Source organism: Candidatus Cloacimonadota bacterium (genome assembly GCA_034722995.1).
Classification (GTDB): Bacteria; Cloacimonadota; Cloacimonadia; order JGIOTU-2; family JGIOTU-2; genus JAGMCF01.
In genome coordinates this window covers 22,006-45,680 of sequence record JAYEOL010000075.1, presented here as the reverse complement: position 1 = coordinate 45,680, position 23,675 = coordinate 22,006, and the positions used below count along the sequence as shown (strand labels likewise).

General features: G+C 32.3%; 16 protein-coding genes and 1 tRNA gene. All 17 read left to right on the top strand.

Going from position 1 to position 23,675, the window contains the following annotated elements:
- The first annotated feature begins 3 nt into the window (after positions 1-3).
- The 17 genes from U9R23_08625 to U9R23_08545 all read left to right on the top strand — a co-directional run bounded on the left by U9R23_08625 (position 4) and on the right by U9R23_08545 (position 23,569).
- Positions 4-729 (top strand): hypothetical protein, encoded by a 726-nt coding sequence (locus tag U9R23_08625; protein MEA3476485.1) that lies wholly within the window; start codon positions 4-6, stop codon positions 727-729.
- Complete coding sequence (locus tag U9R23_08620; GenBank protein MEA3476484.1) at positions 722-1,762, top strand: site-specific DNA-methyltransferase; 1,041 nt, start codon at positions 722-724, stop codon at positions 1,760-1,762. The genes U9R23_08625 and U9R23_08620 overlap by 8 nt, the downstream gene beginning before the upstream one ends.
- A gap of 3 nt (positions 1,763-1,765) precedes the next feature.
- On the top strand, positions 1,766-2,605 hold the full coding sequence (locus tag U9R23_08615) for a PHP domain-containing protein (GenBank protein MEA3476483.1): 840 nt from the start codon (positions 1,766-1,768) through the stop codon (positions 2,603-2,605).
- A 39-nt stretch (positions 2,606-2,644) separates the two neighbouring features.
- A complete protein-coding gene (locus tag U9R23_08610) occupies positions 2,645-2,950 on the top strand; it encodes a hypothetical protein (GenBank protein MEA3476482.1) in 306 nt (101 codons plus the stop codon).
- A complete protein-coding gene (locus tag U9R23_08605; GenBank protein ID MEA3476481.1) occupies positions 2,899-3,537 on the top strand; it encodes a nucleotidyl transferase AbiEii/AbiGii toxin family protein in 639 nt (212 codons plus the stop codon). The genes U9R23_08610 and U9R23_08605 overlap by 52 nt, the downstream gene beginning before the upstream one ends.
- Positions 3,538-3,543: 6 nt before the next feature.
- The gene (locus U9R23_08600; protein MEA3476480.1) at positions 3,544-4,176 is read left to right on the top strand and encodes an MBL fold metallo-hydrolase; all 633 of its coding nucleotides are present in this window, start codon (positions 3,544-3,546) and stop codon (positions 4,174-4,176) included.
- Positions 4,173-4,769 (top strand): glutamine-hydrolyzing GMP synthase, encoded by a 597-nt coding sequence (gene guaA / locus U9R23_08595; GenBank protein MEA3476479.1) that lies wholly within the window; start codon positions 4,173-4,175, stop codon positions 4,767-4,769. The genes U9R23_08600 and guaA overlap by 4 nt, the downstream gene beginning before the upstream one ends.
- Positions 4,770-4,772: 3 nt before the next feature.
- Entirely contained in the window at positions 4,773-7,658 is a 2,886-nt protein-coding gene (locus tag U9R23_08590; GenBank protein ID MEA3476478.1) for a SurA N-terminal domain-containing protein, read from the top strand.
- An 87-nt stretch (positions 7,659-7,745) separates the two neighbouring features.
- Positions 7,746-7,821 (top strand) — tRNA-Phe (locus U9R23_08585).
- 371 nt (positions 7,822-8,192) lie between these two features.
- Positions 8,193-9,143 carry a 4-hydroxythreonine-4-phosphate dehydrogenase PdxA gene (gene pdxA / locus U9R23_08580; GenBank protein ID MEA3476477.1) on the top strand — a complete coding sequence of 317 codons (951 nt, stop codon included), beginning with the start codon at positions 8,193-8,195 and terminating at the stop codon, positions 9,141-9,143.
- Positions 9,140-9,751 carry a ribonuclease HII gene (locus U9R23_08575; protein ID MEA3476476.1) on the top strand — a complete coding sequence of 204 codons (612 nt, stop codon included), beginning with the start codon at positions 9,140-9,142 and terminating at the stop codon, positions 9,749-9,751. Before pdxA ends, U9R23_08575 begins: the two co-directional genes overlap by 4 nt.
- Positions 9,752-10,057: 306 nt before the next feature.
- Positions 10,058-12,679, top strand: coding sequence for a heparinase II/III family protein (locus U9R23_08570; GenBank protein MEA3476475.1), 2,622 nt, complete (start codon positions 10,058-10,060; stop codon positions 12,677-12,679).
- A 15-nt stretch (positions 12,680-12,694) separates the two neighbouring features.
- Complete coding sequence (locus tag U9R23_08565) at positions 12,695-16,102, top strand: MBL fold metallo-hydrolase (GenBank protein MEA3476474.1); 3,408 nt, start codon at positions 12,695-12,697, stop codon at positions 16,100-16,102.
- A gap of 1 nt (position 16,103) precedes the next feature.
- Positions 16,104-17,411, top strand: a complete 1,308-nt coding sequence (locus U9R23_08560; GenBank protein MEA3476473.1) for a hypothetical protein — start codon at positions 16,104-16,106, stop codon at positions 17,409-17,411.
- Positions 17,412-17,583: 172 nt separating this feature from the next.
- Positions 17,584-18,819 carry a trypsin-like peptidase domain-containing protein gene (locus tag U9R23_08555; protein ID MEA3476472.1) on the top strand — a complete coding sequence of 412 codons (1,236 nt, stop codon included), beginning with the start codon at positions 17,584-17,586 and terminating at the stop codon, positions 18,817-18,819.
- A 46-nt stretch (positions 18,820-18,865) separates the two neighbouring features.
- Entirely contained in the window at positions 18,866-20,443 is a 1,578-nt protein-coding gene (gene murJ, locus U9R23_08550; protein MEA3476471.1) for a murein biosynthesis integral membrane protein MurJ, read from the top strand.
- A gap of 231 nt (positions 20,444-20,674) precedes the next feature.
- The gene (locus U9R23_08545) at positions 20,675-23,569 is read left to right on the top strand and encodes an N-6 DNA methylase (GenBank protein ID MEA3476470.1); all 2,895 of its coding nucleotides are present in this window, start codon (positions 20,675-20,677) and stop codon (positions 23,567-23,569) included.
- Positions 23,570-23,675 lie beyond the last annotated feature (106 nt).

Here is a 23,675-nt window from a genome sequence, read left to right as displayed (position 1 = left end):
ACCATGAAGAAACAATTATCTAATAATGAAATTAAAAATTTATATAAGACTATATGTAAATATCACAGAAAATATTTAAACCAGTATGAAGTAAAACTTCCAAGATTAACCAATGCTCGAGGGAATTATACCAAAGATGCTCTTGTATTGGTTTATTTGGTTCAGGATTATCCAAATACACGAAAAGTATCAAAAGGAGAACTTACACAATTTATTCGTCAATACTATCCTGAAGTAAATGATGTTCAACAGGCAAGACACCTTGGCGCACAGAAAGGTTGGTTTATCGCAGCAGGTGGTAGAGACAATAGGGATGTAATTCTTTCAAGAGGAGAATATAAACTTATAACTTTAAAGAAACCTTATCCTGCTTTTCATGGGCATAGAATAGAACAAACAGAAGATTGGGAAGAATTAAAAAAACGGTATGGGTATAGATGTGCTACTTGTGGTTTAATTGAAGGCAAGCCCAATATCCATTGGCCAAACACTATTACAAGATTACAAAAAGCTCATATAAATCCAAATTTACCTTTAGAAGCGGGTAATATAATACCACAATGTCAAAAGTGTAATAGGGCAGATAGAAACAATTGGGTTTATGATGAAAGAGGTAGAGTAATAAAGTTATCTAATCCCAATATAATAAAAAGATCTGATAAGGAAATCAGATTGAAGGTTTATAAAATACTATATGAAGAATTTAAAGGGGTAAATCCAAATGAATAGTGAATTAATGAACAAGATTATATTGGGAGATGCTAAAAGTATATTACCAAAAATTGACGATAATTCAATAGACCTTGTTTTAACAGACCCTCCCTATTTCTTGGATAAAATGGATAATAAATGGGACAATGATAAGGTTTCAAAAATAACTGATTATTGTCATACTATCAAATCTCTCCCTCCAGGAATGAAGTTTAATAAAGAGCAAGGAAAAAGATTTTATAAGTGGTATTTTAAAATATCAAAAGATTTATATAGAGTTTTAAAACCCGGCGGATTCTTTTTTTCTTTTTCAAGCCCAAGACTTTATCATAGAATGGTTTCTGCAGTTGATGATGCTGGCTTTTTAATTAGAGATTGCTTTATCTGGCTTTATACGCAAAATCAGCCAAAAGCTATGTCGCTTAATCATTTCATTGATAAATTAGATTGGGATAAGAAAAGTAAAATTGAATTGAAAGAGAGATTAAATGGTTGGAAAACCCCACAAATAAAATCTTGCTTTGAGCCAATTGTAATGGCTCAAAAAAAATATGAGAGAACATTTCTAAACAATATGTTAAAATATAATGTTGGACTCTTAAATACGAATGTAAAAATCGGGAAAAATATGTTTCCCTCAAATGTTATGACTACGCAGAAAATTAGTAAAATCATTAATAAATGTTTCCTTCTACCCAAATCCAGTAAAGAAGAAAAGGGAGAATTCAATATACATAAAACTGTAAAACCATTGGCAATATGTGAGTATATAATCAAATTAACAACTTTTTCAGAAGATGCGGTAGTTTTAGATCCTTTCGTTGGAAGTGGTACAACTGCTGTTGCTGCTAAAAAGTTGTGTAGAAAATTTATTGGAATTGATACTAATCGTGAGTATGTAGAAATTGCATTAAAAAGATTAGAAAATATTGAGGGAGAGAAGGTTTCAACCTACGAAAGCAAAAAGGATAGAATACAGCTTAGCGTTCTTGAAGCAAAAAGTAAATATTTAAGAAAGAGGAAGCAGACCAGCGCACGGAGTGAAAAATAAAAAATGAAAAAAATTGACCTACATATTCATACGACCCATTCTGATGGGACATATACTCCAAAAGAGATAATAAAGGCTGTTAGAGATTTAGAATTTTCCACAATAGCCATAACCGATCATGATACCATTGATGGATATTTAGGAGCAAGAAAATATGCAAAAAAATATAATATTGAACTTATCCCTGCAGTAGAAATTAGTAGTTATTATAAAGGTTATGATATTCATATCTTGGCGTATTTTATTGATATTCATAATAAGAAGCTGAATAATATGCTGAGATTTGTGCAAGAGGGCAGAACAAAACGAGTCAGGCAGATATTAGAAAAATTAAAGAAGTTTGACATATTTTTAACTATGAAGCAGGTATATAAATTTGCTGGAAACAAAAATGTTATTGCCCGTCCGCACCTTGCCAATGCAATGTTTAAAAATGGTTTTACTGAAAGTTATGAAGAAGCATATTATAAATATATTGGAAATGATTGCCCCGCGTATGTATGCAAACCAACTTATACACCAGGAAATATTTTTCAGATTGTGAAAGGAGCCGGAGGACTATCAGTTCTGGCACATCCATGTGTTATTAAAAATGATTTTCTCATCCCGGACTTAGTGGAGTTAGGTTTAGATGGCCTTGAAGTTTTCTATCCTCTGCATACTATTTACCAGAAAAACATTTACTTAGAATTGGCTCATAGATATAATTTGCTTATAACCGGTGGTTCAGATTTTCACGGTAATAATAAAAAGAATAATGAATTAGGAAGAGTAACACTAAAAGAGGAATATTTGGAAAGACTTCGCTTTAAATGGCAAGAAATGAATAAAGATACAAACTAGAAAATTGAATTTATCCATAAGAAAAGATTAGAGGTTATCTTGGCAAAAAAATTACCAGAATTTTTAAGGAAATATTTTTGGGATGTAGATTTTGATAAACTTGATATGAATGCTTATCCAAAGTTTGTTCTTAGTCGGATACTTGAATATGGTAATGAAAAGGCAGTTAGATGGATGAAGAAAAATTATACCAAAGATGATATTGCCGATGTTTTATTTAGCCTTCGTATTGTTTCACCAAAGAGTGCAAACTTCTGGGCAGTTATTTTTGGTATTGACAAAAAGAAGGTTTTATGTTTACAGAAACATTATTTGGAAATACGAAAAAGGCATTGGCCATATTAGGCAACTCGCATTTATTAGATAATGCGTATTTAGCTGGAGGAACTGCCTGTGCTTTGCAATTAGGACATAGAATTTCCGTGGATATGGACTTTTTTACACAGAAAAAATTTGATTCTAAATGGCTAATAAACTCTCTAAAAAAAGTATGTAATTTTAAGATTGAACAGCAAAGTTGGGGAACTATTCTGGGCACTGTAGAAGGAATAAAGTTTAGCATCTTCGTGTATGAATATCCGAATCTGTTTTCTTATAAGACTATTTTTAATATTAATATTCTTGATTTAAGAGATATATCCGCAATGAAGGTAGATGCCATTGCCACAAGAGGGATAAAAAGGGATTTCATTGACCTTTATTTTATATGCCAGCAAGGTATTTCATTAAGAGATGCATTATCCTTTTATGACCGCAAATATGGAGAATTGTCCTCTAATATTGTTCATATTTTGAAAAGTTTGGTCTATTTTATTGATGCAGAAGTCTCAGAAATGCCAAAGATGCTAAAAGAAGTGCAATGGCAAAAAGTGAAAATATTTTTTGAAACAGAAGTTAGAAAATTAGAAAAATCCTTCTTTGGTATAATATAGAAAATAATGCAAATAAAAAAACTTAACCTGCTTGAAATTTTTGAAACAAACACTTATCTCCTCTGGGATAAAATCGAAAAAGTCGGTGCTGTTATTGACCCTGCAAACAAAGCCGAAATAATCTTTCAAGAATCGCAAAGACTTGGCTTTGAAATAAAATACATAATTAACACTCACGGTCATGCTGACCATATTGGTGCAAATGGCAAACTGAAGGAACTTACTAATGCAAAGATTTGCATTCACCAATTTGACAATGATAAACTAACAAATCCAGAATTGAATTTTAGTATATTTTTTGATTATTATGTGATATCTCCGCCAGCTGATAAATTTTTAGAAGATAATGAAATTGTTACCATTGGTTCAGAACAGTTAAAAGTTTTACATACTCCTGGTCATTCTATCGGTAGTATATGCTTATTGGGCAATAGTTTTTTAGTAAGTGGTGACACACTTTTCTTTGAAGGAGTTGGAAGAACAGATATACCAGGAAGCGACAAAGATAAACTCCGAAAGAGTATAAAAGAAAAATTGTTTATACTTCCTGAGCGAACAAAAGTTTTTCCGGGTCATGGAGTAGCCACAACCATTGGTCATGAAAAACATAACAATCCTTTTATTGATGGATATAAATGAAAAATCTCGTTTTAATTCTTGATTTTGGCTCAAAATTTACACATCTAATTGCAAAATCTGTTCGTTTGCAGAATGTCTACTATGAAGTTATACCTTATAACACTTCTGCACAGGAGATTAAAAAGAAATCTCCGTCTGGCTTAATCTTTTCTGGAAGTCCATATAGCATCATGGATAAAAATGCACCTGAATGTGATGAAAAGATTTTTGACTTGAGTATCCCAATTCTTGGTATCTGCTATGGCATGCAAGTAATTACAGATATGCTTGGCGGAGTAGTAAAACATGCCACAAAAAAGGAATACGGATATAATGAGATAAAAATTGTAAGAAAGAATATATTGTTACAAGGTTTTTCAAATAATGAAATAATATGGATGAGTCATTCAGATTTCGTTGAAAAAACTCCAGAAGGTTTTAAAGTTATTGCTTGTTCTAAAAATACACCTATTTCTGCTATGCAAAATGAGGATGCAAGAATTTATGCCGTCCAATTTCATCCTGAAGTAACGCATACTGAAAAAGTGCTTAAACTCTTTAGAAATTTTCTATTTAAAATTTGTATAATTAAGTCTGAGTGTATGCAAGATTAAAAGATGAAAAATTTAAAAATATCTCTTATCTTTTTTCTCCTACTTCTGATTTTATCAGTCAGGCTTTCTTTAGCGGATGAGATAGTTGCCTTAGTTGATGGAGAACCTATAACCTGGCTTGAGATGCAAAATAGGTATGAAATATTATGGAAAGGCTATTTAAAAGATAAAACAAAATATCCATCAGTTTCTGAGAAGATATTTCAAAAGGATTTAAAAAGAATTGCTTTAAATCAGTTGATAAACGAAAAATTGTATCTAATTTATGCTGAGGAAAATAATATAACTATAACTGACAGGGAATTGGAAACAATTTTTAAAGAGATTTACTCTAATAGTGATATTTTTTTGTCAGATGGAAGGTTTGATAACCAAAAGTTTCAAGATTTTAAAAGTCAACACCCTGATACATATCTGCAAATCATCAATAAAATCAGAGATGATATCCTGAATGAGAAAATAAGACAAATCATAGAGGAGCAGTTTCAATTGTCTGATAACCAATTGTTTGATATCTATCGCAAAGAAAACTCCAGAATAAAACTAAAATATATCATTATTCCAGATTCGTTAATGCCAGAGGTTTTTCCTGCCGCCCCAACTTACTTACAGAAATTCTATAATAAGAATAGAAAGTATTATATTTCTTCCAAAAAGGTAAGAATTAAATTTTTTATAATTGAAGATAAAAATTTCTATCCTGATATTTTAGTTAATATAAAGCAGGTAATAGACCTGGATAACTATGAGAATTATTATAAATATATCAAAGACTTAGCACATAAAAGAGCAAAAGAATATGCCGAGAAGCTTATTTCAAGATTAAGGTGGGGATTAGAAAATGAAAGAATATTAAGAGAAAAATATCATATATTTGAAACTGATTATATTCAGAATGGAGATAAAATTGGCATTTTAGAGAACAGCAAAAATATTGTGAAGTTTGCCTTACGACAAAAAAGGGGAAAGTTCTTTTCATATCCAATTGAGCAAAACGACGGTTGGCTTGTTTTTCAAACAGCGGATATACAGGACTCAGATTTTGCAGATTTTTCTGAAGCAGCACCTCAATCCTGGAATGATTATATTAAGTATGGAAGGAAGATATATTTTGATAATAAATCTGAAAATTATTATAAAGAGAATATTGAAAATCAGGACATTTTTAAAGTAAACATAAGTTATATTCTATTTAACAAAAAGGAGCTTATTTTTGATATTAATATCTCACCAGATTCTGTTGCAAGTTATTATGAAAAGAACATAGAAGACTTTATCACCGTAAGAGACACTCTGCCATTAGAAAAAGTTCAAGAAGATATTTTGGAAATTTTAACTAAAGATAAAGAGAAAATTTTGTTTGATTCATTAATTATTTCAATTTGCCAAAAAGTCAAATGTAATGATTTTAATTTTTCCATACATAATTCTCAAATTAAAAGAAATGTAGAATTTACCCAAAATATTCCTTATTATGAATCTCCATATCCTTTATTAGCAGATACAATTTTTACTACACCTGTTGACTCTATTTTTAAGATTCAAAAAAATGATAATATCTTAATTGGACGAGTCAACAAACGAAAAAGTATTAAGAAATCCCCAAAGCCTCAGTTGAAACAAGTTATAGAAACTCTTATGAAGGAAAAATGGGATAATTTCTGGAGTTTCCGTTTTCAAAAGTATTATAATGCCAATAAAGATAAATATTTTACAGATGACGAGTTTAAATTATTGTATCTGTTTTTTAAAAATGATTCCTCTTTTATTGATGCCTCAGAAGAGGAAGCTATCCAGTATTTTCAAAACAATATAGAAAAATTTACAGTTCCTAAAAAAGTAAAATTAGAGGCCATTTTTTTACCCTACTCACAAAGTCTTCAAGATAACATAAATAATATCCAATCGGCTATATCTGATTCTGTAGGTTTTAAAATTCTATCACAAATTTATTTCAATAATCATAAAATGACCAAGCAGCAAGATAACTTTGTAAATTATTATCAGTTGAATGAAGAAATCAGAGCAGTAATTGATGCATTAAAACTTGGTGGAATAAGTTCTCCAATTTATACAAGTGAAGGTTGTTTTATTATTAAGCTATTAGAAGAGCAGGAATCATTTCTGCAAGATTTTCAGGAAAAGAAAAAAGATATTTTATCTGAGATAAAATCGCAAAAAGCAAATAGTTTAAATTTTGATACTATTTCAGCAATCTTTGACTCAATAAATTCTGTGGACGACTCTTTATTACAAAAATATGAGATTCAATCACATCTATCTGATTATTTTATTCTTAAAAATGATTCAGTACTGATTGATAGTTTTTTATGTATAAAGCAAAGTAATTTTGGTTTGCTGAGAGATACCAGAATAGGTAGAAAAGTAGAGAAAATCTTTAAGGCAAAAGATGGCTATGCAATTCTTTTCTTGAAAGATAAAATTCCTGGAAAAAAAATTGTAGGTTATAAATCTTATGTTCTTGCTAAAAATGAATTTTCTGAAATTATAAAGTATGAAGAATGCAAGATATTTACTGATTATTTAGTTCAGCTAACGAAAAATGAAGAAGATAAAATTTTGTTATCTGTATTTGGTGGTATGAAGGAAACGGGTTGGCTTACATATTTTGATAAAATTAATAATCTAAAAAACAGTTCAATTATTTTACAAGATGCATTTTCTCATGATATTGGAACATATAGTCATCCAATTAGGTTTAGTGATAAAATATTTGGCTTCTATTTTATTGAGGACAAAGAAATTGTAACTCGCAAGGATTTTATTCCGCTAAAGGAACAATTTCGTAAAGAATATGTAAATAATAAATTTAATGAGTGGTTTGAAGATTATAAGATTAAGAAACAGGTAAAGATTTTTGGAGATTAATATTAAATCTTTTCAAATCGCAAAACTTGACAGTAATGATGATAGTCAGACAAAAAAGCATCGGATAAATTTTTACTTTTTCAAAATGCCGGGATAGCTCAGACGGTAGAGCAGGGGCCCGAAAAGCCCTGTGTCCGTGGTTCAATTCCGCGTCCCGGCACCATTCCTTCTATTTGCCACAGAGATTTATCCCGTGTAATAAATACTTCGTATTACACGGGACAGGCAAAGGAGAATGAAAATTGAGGGATGGAATGTACAGATTCCAATTGTTCCTAATAGTCCGCCAGACCCGACTTACCTGCCTATCGGCAGACAGGTCGGGACTCCGTCTCGGAGCTGGCGGATGTAATCCTGTTTATCAAAACACCATTATCCCGATACATCGGGAGTGTTAGGATCGTCTCACTGTAATTGTAATTCGTAATTTTACATTTACATTTGTGTCCCGCGTCCGCTGGGATTGCGTCCATTCTCCGTAGTCCCGATTTAATCGGGACTACGGATGAACCTTTGTGGTAAGGTATTTTTCAGATGAAAAAAATCGGCATAACACTTGGGGACCCAGCTGGTATCGGATCAGAAATTATATTAAAGGTAATCAATTCTTACTCAGGCAAAAATACAATAATAGTTTATGGTAGTTTTCCCATTGGTTCTAAAATTGATAATTTGATTAAAATTTCTGATATTAGTGAAATTCAAAACTTTCCCGAAAGTAATTTATTCTGGATTCCAATATTTCAAGATTATGGGTTTAAACCAGGAAAGCCCTCTAAATTTAGTGGACTTTCTGCTTACAATGTTATAAAAAGAGCAGGAGAAGATGCTTTACAAAAGAAGATAGATGCAATTGTAACCGGTCCACTAAGCAAACATTATATTCAATTAACTTATCCAGATTTTGTCGGTCATACTGAATTTTTTGCAAACCAGTCCTCAACCCAAAATTTTGTAATGGCATTTTTTAGTGAAAAGATAAATGTAGCTCTTCTTACAACTCATATAGCTTTAAAGAATGTTTCTAAAAATTTAGAAAAGAATAAAATTATAAATCAGATAAGATTAATAAACCAATCCTTAAAAAAGTATTTCAATATTAAGAATCCAAAATTAGCTTTGTTGGGATTGAACCCTCATAGTAGTGAACAAGGCAGTTTTGGTGATGAAGAGCGGAGAATTTTTAAACCAATCATAAAACAATTAAATGAGGAGGGTTTTTATATTGATGGACCATTTCCGGCAGACACATTTTTTGCTGGAAATTTCCAAAAATATGACATTATCATCGCAGCCTATCATGACCAGGGTTTAATCCCCTTCAAGATGCTGTCCTTTAACACTGGCGTAAATGTTACATTAGGTCTTCCTTATATTCGCACTTCTGTTGACCACGGAACGGCTTTTGATATAGCAGGCAAAAATATTGCATCTGAAGAAAGTATGATTGCAGCATTGAAACTCGCAGATAAAATGATAGAATGATTTCGGAATATAAAATATTTAGAAATTATAAAAGAATTATTGGCATTGATGAGGCTGGTAGGGGACCTATCGCTGGACCTGTTGTCGCTGCTGCTGTTATTCTGCCACAAAATATTATTATTCCTGGATTAAATGATTCTAAAAAATTATCATCAATCAAGAGAGAAGAACTTTATTTAAAAATCAAATTCCGTGCTATTGATTATGCGGTGGCAACTGTAGATTCAAAAGAAATTGATAAGATTAACATTTTGCAAGCTACTTTTTTAACTATGAGGAAAGTTTTAGATAAGATAAAGACATCTGCGGATTATTTTTTAGTTGACGGTCCATATCTGCCAAATAAATCCAATGATAAGAAAATTAGAATTAAAGGTAAAGCAATCATAAGGGGCGACCAGAAATTTTTTTGTATTGCAGCTGCTTCAATTCTTGCAAAGGTTACAAGAGATAATTTAATGTTGAAGTATCACAAAAAATATCCTCAGTATGACTTTCTGCATAATAAAGGTTACCCAACCAGGAAACATATAGAAATAATAAATAAGTTTGGTGTCACTTCAATTCATAGAAAAACTTTTTCGCCTATTGCAAAGAAGTTCAATTAATGCTTTTATAAAAAGATTGACATTATTTTTCTGAAATTCATTTTTATATAAATTTTGTGTTTAGAAATATATTAATGAGTTTACTCTAAAAAGGTCAAAACTAAAACATGTCAGAAAATCTTTCAAATATTTGGAAACCGATGAATCGGTTAATAGTTACTATCTTATTATTAACCACCAACTTAAGTTGGTGGTTAATGAAACAAAAAAATCATTAACCGTTTTAACGGTTTCTTATTTTACTAAATATGACTTTTTAGAGCGGACTCATTAATTCAAATAAATTAAATAATATTGGAGGTATCAATGAAAGAAGCTACAATTTTATGCGTTCTATTATTTTCAATTTTATTAACCACTTCTCTTCTCGCTCAGGGAAGTTGGCATCCGGAAAAAACTTATTGGCCTAGAACCTTAATTGATTCTAGCGACACAGCAATTAATCTTGTTCGTGATAGAATTACTGTTGAGCCTTACTACACGATTTATGCCAAGGTGGTTACAGCATCTGATATTCTTTATTCTTCTTGTAGTATGGAAAGAAATAAGGCTAGAGTCTGCCGATGTGCTGCATTTCGTTACTTGATGGAAGATAACATTGCCTATGCTGATAAGGCAAAGGAATATTTGTTAGTTGCACAAAGAGAGTATGCGGCTTCTGGTGACTGGATTCAAAAATACAAAAACATCCTCTGGGACTCTGAAATAATATCAATGATTTCTATTGCTTATGATTGTTTAAAAGGTAATGATTATGATTTTGGAGGAGATGAGCCTGCAATTCGTAATCAAATAAAAACTGTGGCATCATCACTTTATTATGATTTAATTTCAGACCCAAATCCTTGGGCTATGCTAAAACTTATGTGGGACAATGGGTTTGGAGAACAAATAAACTATGGTGTAAAATTTGCCTCTGCAATGGGTATGGCAGCAATAGTTTTGAATACTGAAACGAGTGGAGATGCTTGGGAACAACCTCAAACATGGATAAATTATAGTATGAACAAATTGCATGACCAGTTTCACGACTATTTAGTAGATGAAGATGGAGGTTGGGCAGAAGGTGCTCATTATCAAGGATTCTGTGCTTTCAATTTTATCCCTTTTGCAATCTCTCATTACAATTTTGTAAATGGTGAGACCGAACTATACGGTGGTATAAATTTACCCCCGCTACTTTTGGATGAGCAATTAGATAAGAATGCAGAATGGGGCATTAGAATTAGAATGCCTAATGGCGCTCGTCCTAATTTTGACGATTGTTTTCTAAATCCATATTACTTTAATGGCTTTTTAGCTGGATATTTAGATAATGACCTTTATGCGTGGGATTATATTGTATCAGGCCGTCCATATTTTGTTGAAGCAACCTCTGGAAATTTGGATGTTGAAATGATTTGTGCTTATGATAGTAGTTATACTGGAGCAACAGGACCGGATTTTTCTCCCACTCAATTTTTACCATGTTCAGGGCAAGCAATCTTTCGTAGCGGTTGGGACCAAGATGCAGTCTATATGTGTCTTTTAGGTGAGAATGGGCAAGCAAGAATAGGTGGGCATACTCATGAACATCCAGATAATACAAGTTTTATTATCTATGCTTATGGCCAACTACTATCAATGGATTGCGGTTATGTGGGTTGGGATTATAGAGATAGCGTTCGTTTTGCAGAGAATCATAGTCTGATTCTTGTTGATGGTGAGGGACCTCCAGCTGCAGGTCCAACTACTTCTGAAGGCACGGATGCATTTATTGAAAACTTCTTTGATACAGATAAATTTGATTATGCTGAAGTCTCTACTAATTATCAAGAAACGGATTTTAAAAGGTTTGTAGCTTTTATTGGTAATTCCTATTTTGTGATTTCTGATTTCGTTGATGGCTCTGAAAACCATACTTATGATTGGCTTTTGCATGGGAATGGCGGTGGCGATACTGGAAATAGTTTTGATTTGACCACTAATGGCTCAGTGTATTCAGCAAATGACGTAAATCTAAATTTCTTTATCAATTCTACAGAAGAAGAAACCTTATCAAATTATAACGACTATCACGATAATGGAACTTATGATTTTCTTACTGAACACACTGTTACCAAAACATCAGTTTCAGGGGAAGATGTTCTTTTTTCTTCATTCCTTATACCTTCGTTTGCGACTATAAAAGATATTACATACAATCCTATTAATTCTGGCACATGCATTGGTGGAACAATTTCAATGGAAGATGAAATGACCATTACTTTAGTAAAATCTAACAATGATACAGTTTCAACAGATTTCTTTGGGAAAGACATTTCTTTTGATGGAAAAATATTAGTAATTTCCAGAATTGATAATCAGGTGCCTAAAAATTTCTTTATAAAGGATGGGCAGAATATATTTTACGATGACACCACTGTTGTATATTGCTCTGAAGTAACTAATCTTGCACTAAATATTTCTTCGGATTTCGCAGATGGTTATATCAGTAACGGATGCGAAGTAGAATTTTATACCGGCAATGAACCAAATAGTATAATTGGAGGTTCCTTACTTAGTTTTGAAAATGGAATTTCAACAATATTATTCCCGGATGATACTAATTTCCAGATTGATGTTATCTGGACTTTACCAGGTTCCAGTGTTGATGAAGAACATATTGGAATTTTGTATAATTTTGAAGTTTACCCGAACCCTTTTAGTAAGAGTAATTATATCTCTTTTAGCTTAACCAAACCACAAGAAGTGATAATTGAAGTTTTCAATATCAAAGGACAAAAAATCATAGATATCATTAATTCTTATCTACAGATAGGCGATTATAAAGAAATTTGGAATGGTTTTGATAGTAATGGTAATCAAGTGGCAAGCGGTATCTATTTATACAAAATAAATTATGGCAATGGGAAATCATTCAACAAAAAAGTTAGTCTACTACGCTAAATGAAAGGAGTTGTTATGAAGAATTTATCATTTAAAATTTTCTTGTTTATAGCACTCGTGATTTTTTCGTCCTGTACTATAAAAGAATTTGAAGCACCGGAGTGGGATGTTGAGCTTACTGTGCCCCTTATTAATGAAACATACTATATGAAAGATATTGCAGATTCAACTGAAGATTATATTATTGCAGTGGTGAATGATACAATGGAGTTCTCAATATCTCAGGAGCTGGATACAACGAAAGTGGAAGATGAACTAAAAGTAGATGGAAAGACCGAAACTTTCGATGAGGAGATAGGGGATGAGTTGAAAATAGATGACCGAACTGAGAATTTCCAAATTGATGTTGGAGATAGTCTAAAAATTGCAGGTAGGAATGATTCATTTTCTACTAAAATTGGTGATGAATTGAAAATTGATGAACAAAGTCGTGAATTTAGCAGACAATTGGATAAGATTGATGTTGAAGAAACTGGTGAATCTCATGCTAGCGTTGGCGTGTTAGAATTTGCAAGGTCCGCAGTTCCAGGTATAGGTGAAATACATAATCAGCCATTACCACCTATTTATAGTTTCCCACCCATAGATACTAACTTTACAGTTTTTGAAAATGATAATCTTAAATATGTTATTATAGATTCCGGTTTTGCATACATTGAATTTATTGACTCTACAGAGATTCCTCTAAGTTCAGCTGATTCTTCACACTATATGACTGTGGAAATTTATGGAGAAGAGATAATCCCTGAAAATTTAATATTAACACATCATATAGACCATGTGATTCCAGGAGGTGCTACGGAAAATATTGTGCTTGATCTTTCAGGTTGTAAAGTATATAGATATAATTTCATGCGAGTTCTTCTTACAACCGATGGTACTGGAGCCACCCCAATTGATGTTCTGGAAGCAGATAAATTTATTGTAATATTGAGTGTAAGTGAGATGACAGTAAGTGAGGCAAGTGCAAAACTACCTTCAGAACATATCGGGCATTCGGATGAAATTTCAATTCAAGATGAAACAGGAGAACTTCAGATAGTTTCTGCAGTGATTGATAGTTGTAGGGGTAATATATTTATTGAGAATAATCTGCCAATTGATGCAAATGTAACTATTCTGTTTGAAGAGTTATATGATAATATGCACGTACCTCTTCAAATTAATCTAGAAAATATTTCTCATAATTCAACTTATAATTATCCATTAAATTTTGCAAATTATAGTATTGGGACGGGTAAACAGCAACCTTTGGATTCCTTACACTTTTCCTTCTATGTGGAGACTGCTCCAACTACTGATTTTGTCGGAATTAACGCAAGTCAAAGTGTGTTCACAAGAATAGATTTTGGAAAGATGAAATTCAATGAGGTTACAGGCACTCTTAATAATAAGACATTTAATGATAACCAGGCAATTTCAATTGAAGATGAAACTGGAGAAATCTCTCTTCAATATGCAAAAATTAAAAGTGCAGATAATAGTTATATCTTTTTCCATAATGATTTTCCTTTTGATATGAGTGGAACGGTTACTTTTCAGGAGTTGAAAGCCCCAGCCCCACCAGGTGGTCCATTTACATTTAGTTTCTTAATACCTGCTAATAGCACTTACCAAGAAGATTTAGATTTGGTAAACTGCACAATAGAAAGTGGTAAAAGCATAGATTCTCTCCAATATTCTTTTAATGTAACTCTTAGCGGAACCGGGTCAATTAATTATACAGATAGTGTTTATGCCGAATTCAATCTTGGCGAGATGTATTTTGATGAAGTCTACGGCTATATTAATAAGAGTTTCACTAAAGAAGGCTCAATTTCAGCAGAAGATTCTATAATTACATTAGAACAGGCGAAAATCAAAAGCGGTAATGTAAATGTTCAAATAAGTGGGTTAGCTCTTGATCCTTCTCAAAGCTCAATTCATTTAACTTTAAATAATATATTTACACCTTTGGGCAACCCTGTTGAAATTGACTTAGATAACTTCAATAGTTTCACTTACGATTTTACAAATCACACAATTATACCGGATGATTCTTTGAAAATCAATTATGTTGCAGATGTAGATATACATCAGGACCTTACAGTAACTTCAACCGACATAGTAAACGCAGATGTAACCCTTCAAAACCTTATTTTTGACTGGGTTAAAGGAACCTTTGAAAGTTTCACATTTGAAGATTCAGACGCATCTGAAGTAGACGAAACTGGAGAGTTTGGTTTATTTTACGCTGAGATAGACAGCTGCGATGTGCAAATAACGATAGAAGCACTGAAAGATTTTCCTCTTGAAGCGGATGTCAATATCAAATTTGATGAAATATTCAAAGATAATGGCGATACACTTAAACTTACAATACATTGCCCGGGTGATACCCTTCTGAGTTTTGCAGGATACACGATTGGCGATGATCCTGATTCACAAACTGAGATTGATTCGCTGCATTACTCCTATGATGTTGTTACCCTTGCGACAGATGATACCACCACTATCCGATATGAAGATAAGGTCAAAGCCACAATTACTCTTGGTGATATGGCATTCAACAAAGTTGTTGGTGTTATTAACAATAAGAGAATTGACCTTGATAATATTGAAGAAGATTTTGATATCAGCGATATGCCGGATAGTCTTGAAGATGTTCTGGAATTTCAAAATGCAGAATTTTTGATGACAATTAACAATGGTATTAATGTTGGATGTGAAATCAATGCCAGAATTACCGGAACGAATACGAACACCAGCGAAACAAGTATGATTCTCATAAACCATGAATATCTCGCACCAAACGCTGTAACCACTATCTGTAAGAATGTATCTGATTTCTTGAACATTCTCCCTGATAGCATATATGCAGATAGCATGTATGTGATTATGAATGGACAAGGAACTATTTGTAAGACAGATTCTGTATTCGGTTCTTATACAATCCGAACACCCTTTGAATTTATTATAGAGAATCACAATATAAAAATGGATTCGCTTCAACATATAGAAATTGATAAAGATGCCAGAGACAAAATAGATAACAATTTTAACAAGGTTCATGTTTGCCTGACTGCAGAAAATAAATTCCCCTTTGGGGCTACTGCACGACTATGTTTTGCTGCCGATTCCATTCAAGTTTGGGAAAATCCAGAATTAGTTATTGATTCGCTAACCTTTGAACCGGCAATGATTGATACTTTGCATCATGTATCCGGTGATAAAACCATAAGCCATCTTATTATTAATTTATCAGATGCTCAGGGAAATTTTGATGTATTTACAAATGAGGATGCTTTCCTTGGGATTGAGTTTAATATTATTGGCACAGATGAAGAGGTGGTTACGATCCGGGGTTCAGACAACATGAAAATTTATGGTAGTATAAAAGTAGGCGTTCATATTGATGAATCAATATGGGAAGAGGGGGAATAAGATGAAAAAGATAATAATCATAATAATTGCGATTTCATTATTCTCATTCAGTTTATATGCAGGTAATTTCGGAAATGCAAAAAGTATAGCTCTCGGTGATGCATATTTAACTCAGGCAACAGGATTTTATTCATTAGACTGGAATCCTGCAAATTTAGGTTTGGTAGATAATTATATTTCCATAAACCTGTTCCATTTCAATACTTCTTTGAGTAATAATTCCTTCAATATCAGCTTTTACAATAATTTGATGGGCAAAAAACTTTCGGAAGACGATAAGAAAGATATCTTAGATAGGATTCCGGATGACGGACTTGAGCTGATTGGAAATTCTGCTGTTAATATACCATTAGCAACATTTTCTGTCTGGAGAGTAGCCCTTTCACAGAATGTACACGTTTTAACTTCAGCGAATTTTTCCAAGGAATTATTTGATATTGCCCTGAATGGAAATGAAATCGGCAGAGTTTACGATTTTGCAGAAAGTGATGGAGAAGTTACCGGGTTCTTAGAAGCAAAAATCGGATATGGAGACCTTTTACCGCTTTCACGCATATCTTCGACTTTTAAAAATATTCCCCCAATCTATGGAGGAATTAGCTTTGGGTCTATTTTAGGGCTTGCTCATGCCGAAGTAGTTGAGGCCAAATCAAAAATTGCTGTTTACGACAGTGCAGGCACACTGGATGCAAGTGCTATTTTAAGAACGGCTGGATATAATTCCAAAGATGAAGAATTCTTAAACCCCCTTGAAGAAGGTGGTCACGGAACAGGTCACCGTATGAGTATTGGGTTCTATTCACCTATATCAAAAGAAATTTCTGTCGGGCTTACTTTTAATAACCTTTTTGGAAAAATCAATTGGAATGAAAATTGTGAGGAGCATATAGTTAGCATTTACACCGATACACTCACAATACAAAATATTGAAGATGTTGAAACGGAAAATGATACGAGTTATGCTATTGACGGTTTCACACAGAAAATTCCATTTGAGCTCCACCTTGGCGGTTCATATAGATATAATAAATTCCTCTTTATGCTTGACTATGTGCAGGGTTTTAAAGAAAGTGCGTTTACATCTTCCAAACCAAAGATTTCTCTCGGTGCAGAATATGTTGCTATCGGTTGGTTACCTGTCCGAACAGGATTTGGATTTGGTGGCGGAAAAGCAGCTCATTTCTCTCTTGGATCCGGTCTTGAATTTAATAATTTTGAATTCAATTGGGCAGTCAGAAACTATTATTCATTATTCAATTTCTCAAAAGGTGTAGATTTCGCTGTAGGAATGTTGCTGAAATTTAATTAATGGTTTGTATTACATAGGATATTTAAGGGAGCAAAATATGCTCCCTTTTTTAAAATAAATTACACTGATTAATTTTTATGGATTCCACAGTTAATCCAGTTGAACATAATATAAAAAAACTTGCCTAAAAAATTATTTAGAACCTGCATTTGTTCTAAGTGGAGGAATATTAATGAATAAAAGAAGTATTATTATATTATTGGTAATTTCTGTGATTTTAAATGTATTTATTACAAAACAAATTATTAATAAGTCAACTGTACCCAACTCGGCAGGTGTTTTGAAAAAGTTAGATGTTTCTTATGAAGATATAGATATTGATTCCAATAGGCTAATTACTGATAATAGAATTTTAAAGAATAAAAGTTTAGAATATACAAGAGAGAATGCTATAACAAAAGCGGTTGAACTTGTCCGTCCCTCAGTAGTTAGCGTTAATGTAATAAAAACTCAAGTCATCAGAAACAATCGTTTTCACTCATTCTTCTTTGATGATTTTTTCAGGGATTTCTTCCCGCGACAATATGAAAGAAAGGTACAAAATCTTGGTTCAGGAGTAATAATTAGTGAAGATGGTTATATTATTACAAATAGCCATGTAGTTGAAGGAGCTACAAAAATAAAAGTTATTCTTTCTGATGGGAGTAATCTTGAGGCAAAATTAGTTGGGAGTGATGATAAAAATGATATTGCTGTAATCAAGGTATCTGGAAGAAATTTGCCTTATGCGAAGCTTGGTAGGTCTGATGATATTATTATTGGTGAGTGGACCATAGCAATGGGTAATCCTTTTGGGTATCTTATAAAGGATTCCAAGACAACCGTAACCGTGGGTGTAGTTTCTGCTGTGGATAGAAATTTTCACATTAGTGATGATAATAGAGTTTATAAGAAAATGATACAAACAGACGCTGCAATTAATCCCGGGAATAGTGGTGGACCGCTTGTTAATATAAATGGAGAAGTGATTGGTATAAATACTTTTATTTTTACAAAAAGTGGTGGGAGTCTTGGTATTGGCTTTGCCATTCCTGTAGATAGAATAAAAAGTATTGCTCACGAAATTATAAAATACGGCAAGATCAGACCAATTTGGTTCGGCTTCAAAGTGCAAGATATAACTCCTGCAATTGCATATAATTTGGGATTGAAATCATCACAAGGTGTGCTTGTATCATATATTGAAAAAGATGGACCCGCAGAAGAAGCTGGATTGAAAAGAGGGGATATTATTACTAAAATTAATAATCAAATAATAAATAATGCTGATGATGCTGAGATTGCAGTTTCTGATGTGAGAGTTGGACAAGAACTGATGATAGAAATTTTGCGTAATGGTAAGAAAGAAAATATCAAGTTAATAACGAAAGAGTATAAAGACAAATCGGGTTCATTTTTTAAATTGTAAGGACTTAAAAAATCCATTTAGAATAGGATTTATTGCTTAATATTAGATGCAAGATAAAAAAGATAATTTAACCAAGAATGTTAGTAAGATATCCAGTGGCACTTTTCTAAGTCGTATTTCCGGGCTTTTCCGCGATATTGTCTTAACACATTTTTTAGGGACTACATGGATTGCGGACAGTTTTAGCGTTGCCTTTGTAATTCCCAATATGTTAAGAGGTCTTTTTGGTGAAGGTGCTCTTGCTGCGTCATTTATCCCCCTTTATACAGAAATAAAAGAAAAGCAATCTAAAGCGCAAGCAATTCAATTTGCTGTCAATCTGTTCTCAATTTTAGTAATTGTCCTTATAATATTTGTGGGAATTGGAATTGTTTTAGCTCCTTTAATAGTTAAAATCATTGCACCAGGATTTGAACTACAAGCAAAAATGTTAACCGCAAAACTAACACAAATTCTTTTCCCATACCTCTTTTTGATCGGCTTGACTTCAGTTATTATAGCCATTTTGAATGCACATTCTGTTTTTTTCTTACCTTCACTTTCTCCGATGATGCTAAATTTTGGGATTATAATTCCTGTAATTGTGTATGCTTTGGTAACTGAATCCAGTATCACCGACAAGGCTTATGTTTTTGCTCTTGGAGTTTTATTAGGTGGAGTTTGTCAGCTTATTGCTAATTATTCATTAATAAGAAAGATTGGATACAGAGCAAAGTTCTATATAAATCTCAAACAGAAAGAATTGAAAACCGTTTGGAAAAGGATGATTCCTTGCATTGTTGGTTTAGGAATTCGTGAGGTAAATGTTGTTGTAGATACAATTCTTGCATCATTATTAATCACCGGGAGTGTAGCTGCTTTGCAATATGGAAACAGGTTGATGCAATTGCCATTAGGTGTTTTCGGTATTGCCATTGGTGTAGCTGTTCTTCCTCTTTTTTCCAAACATACAGCTTATAATAATATATCAGAGTTGAAAAAGTCCATTCAAGATGCCTTTGATCTGATTTTGATTATTATGCTTCCAATAATTGCCTTGATTCTTGTAATGGGCAAAGATATGATTTCTTTTATTTACCTTCATGGTGCTTTTGATGAAACAGCCCTTAATATGACATTCTACGCACTTGCTTTCTATTCAATAGGTTTGATATCACACAGTTTAGTCAGGGTATTTGCATCTGCATTTTTTGCATTAAAAGATACAAAAACTCCTGTAAAAATTTCTATCATTGCAGTTATATGTAATATAATTTTAAATGTTATTTTAATGCAATTTCTTCAATTGCGTGGATTGGCTCTTGCGACTTCCATTGCAGCTACGATTCAAGCAACCATTTTATTCTTTACATTAGAAAAAAAAATTGGTCAAGTTGATTTTAAACAATTGTTTGTTAATTTTCTAAAAATTGCTTTAATATCAGTTATTATTGGATTTGTTGATTACTATCTTGTTCATTTACGAATTTCTATTGGGATGGCGGGTAGATTATATTTATTAATTAAAATAGTAATTATTCTTATAATTTCTTTTATAATTTATTTAATCGGTTTGAAGGTATTGAAAGTAGAATCCGCACGAAAGATATTGGATTCTTTTATTGGAAGGTTTGTCAAAGATTAAAGATAATATTGTTATGATTTTGAAAAGATTAAAATTTTTTTAATGTGGAGTTGTGTCCCCGAAACAGCCAAAATATGACGGTAATGTCAGGGACATAACCATTACAGATGTGATTTGTCTTGACCCGTGTAATAGCTCGGTGGAATATAAAACATTTCGCCTCCCAAGCGTTTTATATTACACAGGATAGAATATGTAATAAAGCAAAACAAGAAAATAAAGAGCAAAATTATGAAAGAAAACATAAAAAAAGCAGTCTCTGATTTAATTAACCGCTTTCACAGAAATAAAGAAATATACAAAAATCCAAAATATAACGAAACCCAACTCCGCAGAGAATTCCTTGACCCATTCTTTTCTGCACTTGGATGGGATGTGGAAAACAAACAAGGTTTTGCCGAACAATATAAAGAAGTTGTCCACGAAGATGCAATCAAAATCAGCGGAGCAACAAAAGCTCCCGATTACTCGTTCCGTATTGGTGGAATGCGTAAATTCTTTGTTGAAGCAAAAAAACCTGCCGTTGATATAAAATATGACATACATCCCTCATATCAATTGCGACGATATGCATGGAGTGCTAAACTGCCAATTTCTATTCTTACAGACTTTGAAGAATTCTCGGTTTATGATTGCAGAATAAAACCAAATCAGAATGATAAAGCAAGTGTTGCGTGTATCTATTACCAAACCTATGATAAGTATTTGAAGGATTTGGAGTTTATCAATAGTACCTTTTCCAAAGAAGCAATTCTAAAAGGAAGTTTTGACAAATACATTTCTTCTACAGCAAAAAAGAGAGGAACTTCTGAAGTTGACAAAGAATTTCTCAAAGAGATTGAAAGATGGCGTGATATACTTGCTCGTAATATCGCTTTGAGAAATAAAAACCTATCTATCTTTGAATTAAATTTCCTCGTTCAACTCACAATTGATAGAATTATTTTCTTAAGAATCGCTGAAGATAGAGGAGTTGAAGATTATCGCAATTTATACAAACTTGCCGAGAAAAAGCATATTTACAGAAATCTCTTTCATCTATTTAAAATTGCAGATGATAAATATAATAGTGGAATCTTTGATTTTCAGAAAGATAAAATTTCTCCCAATATCAATATTGATGACAAGGTCTTAAAATCCATTTTAATGTATCTTTATTATCCAGAAAGTCCGTATGAATTTTCTGTTCTACCCGCAGATATTCTTGGAAATATTTATGAGCAATTTCTTGGCAAAACTATACGGCTTACACCTTCACATTATGCAAAAGTTGAGGAAAAGCCAGAGGTTCGCAAAGCTGGGGGCGTTTATTATACACCAAAATACATTGTTGATTACATCGTGAAAAATACGGTTGGCAAAAAAATAAAAGGCAAGACACCACGACAAATCTCTAAAATTACAATCTGTGACCCTGCCTGTGGTTCTGGTAGTTTTCTTATCCAAGCATATCAATATCTGCTAAATTATCATTTAGAATTTTATCAAAAAGACCCGAAAAAATATAGAGATAAAATTATCCAAATTTCTGAGGATAGTTACCAATTGACAACACAAGAGAAAAAACGAATTCTACTGAACAATATTTATGGCGTGGACATTGACCCACAAGCAGTTGAAGTAACAAAATTATCTTTACTTCTAAAAGTTCTTCAAGGTGAGAATAAAGAAACTCTTGGTAAGACACTTCAATTATTTCACGAAAGAGCATTACCGAATTTGAGCAATAATATAAAATGCGGAAATAGTTTGATTGGCACTGATTATTACGATAATGTTGATATGCCCCTGTTTGGAAATGAAAAGATGAGAAAGATAAATGCTTTTGATTGGGAAAAGGAATTTCCACAAATATTCAAACCACAAAATAAAAAGCACCAGCACAAAATCCCCCTTAATAAAGGGGGAAAGTTGAGCGAAGCGAAACAGGGGGATGTTATCGGTTTTGATGTAGTGATTGGGAATCCACCTTATGTGTTATTGCAAAACATGGAAAATAAAACGGTTTTTGAATATACTTATAAGAGATATGAAAGTGCAATTTACAAAATAGATACCTATCAACTTTTTATTGAACATTCAATAAAATTATTAAAGAATAATGGATTTTTCGGTTACATAACACCTAATACCTACTTAAAAAATATACATTCTGAACCTTTGAGAAAATTTATTCTAAACACTACCGAAATCAAAGATATTCTTTTATTACATTATTCTGTTTTTCCATCAGCAAGTGTGGATGTATGCATTAGTATATTTAAAAAAGTAAAGAGTCCCTCTTCTAATAATTTAATTATTATTTCTGAGTCAAAAGAAGCATTTTATCCTGAAAAAATAAGAACAATTAAACAATCTACTTTTTGCCAAGATGAACATTATTTATTCAACATTGCTTTAGATCAAGAAGCAAATTTATTAATTAACAAAATTAAAAGAGGTGCTGAAAAATTAGAAACTTATTGTAAAGCATATTTTGGAATACAAACTTTTGATAGAAAAAAATATGTTTCAAATTCACAGATTGATAAAACTTATAAACCTGTTGTTGACGGTAAAAATATTGAGAAGTATTATTTAAGACCTTATCAAGAATTTGTAAAATTTATTTCAAGTGCGATTAAAAGCGGTGGAAACGAAAATGTATATAAACAAAAAAGAATCGGAATTAGACAAATAGGAACTGTACCAATTGCAACTATTATTCCTGATAATATTTTTGCACTAAATACAATTTATAACATTTATATAAAACCAAATATTGAATATTCCCTTTATTACTTTTTGGGAATTATTAATTCAAAATTAATAGAATATTACTGGTTAAAAAGCCATTTTGATGAGAAGAGAATTTTTCCAAAAATAAAAAAGAAAGCTATCCTTTCTATACCTATAAGAAGAATTGATTTTTCCAATCCATCAGAAAAGAAACTTCATGACACACTTGTTTCCCTTGTTGAACAGATGCTTTCTGCACAAAAGCAATTTCATTCAGCAAAGATAGAAAGAGACAAAAAGCTCTTCAAACAAAAGATAGATATTTTGGACAGGAAGATTGATAAGTTGGTTTATGAATTGTATGGATTGAGTAAGGAAGAGATAAGGATTGTGGAAAGCAGTGAATAACACACCAATGAACACACCCCGTCCTCCGATTTCATCGGAGTCCACCCCTCTTATTAGAGGGGAATTCAGGAAAAATCCCCTCTAATAAGAGGGGTACGGATTTATC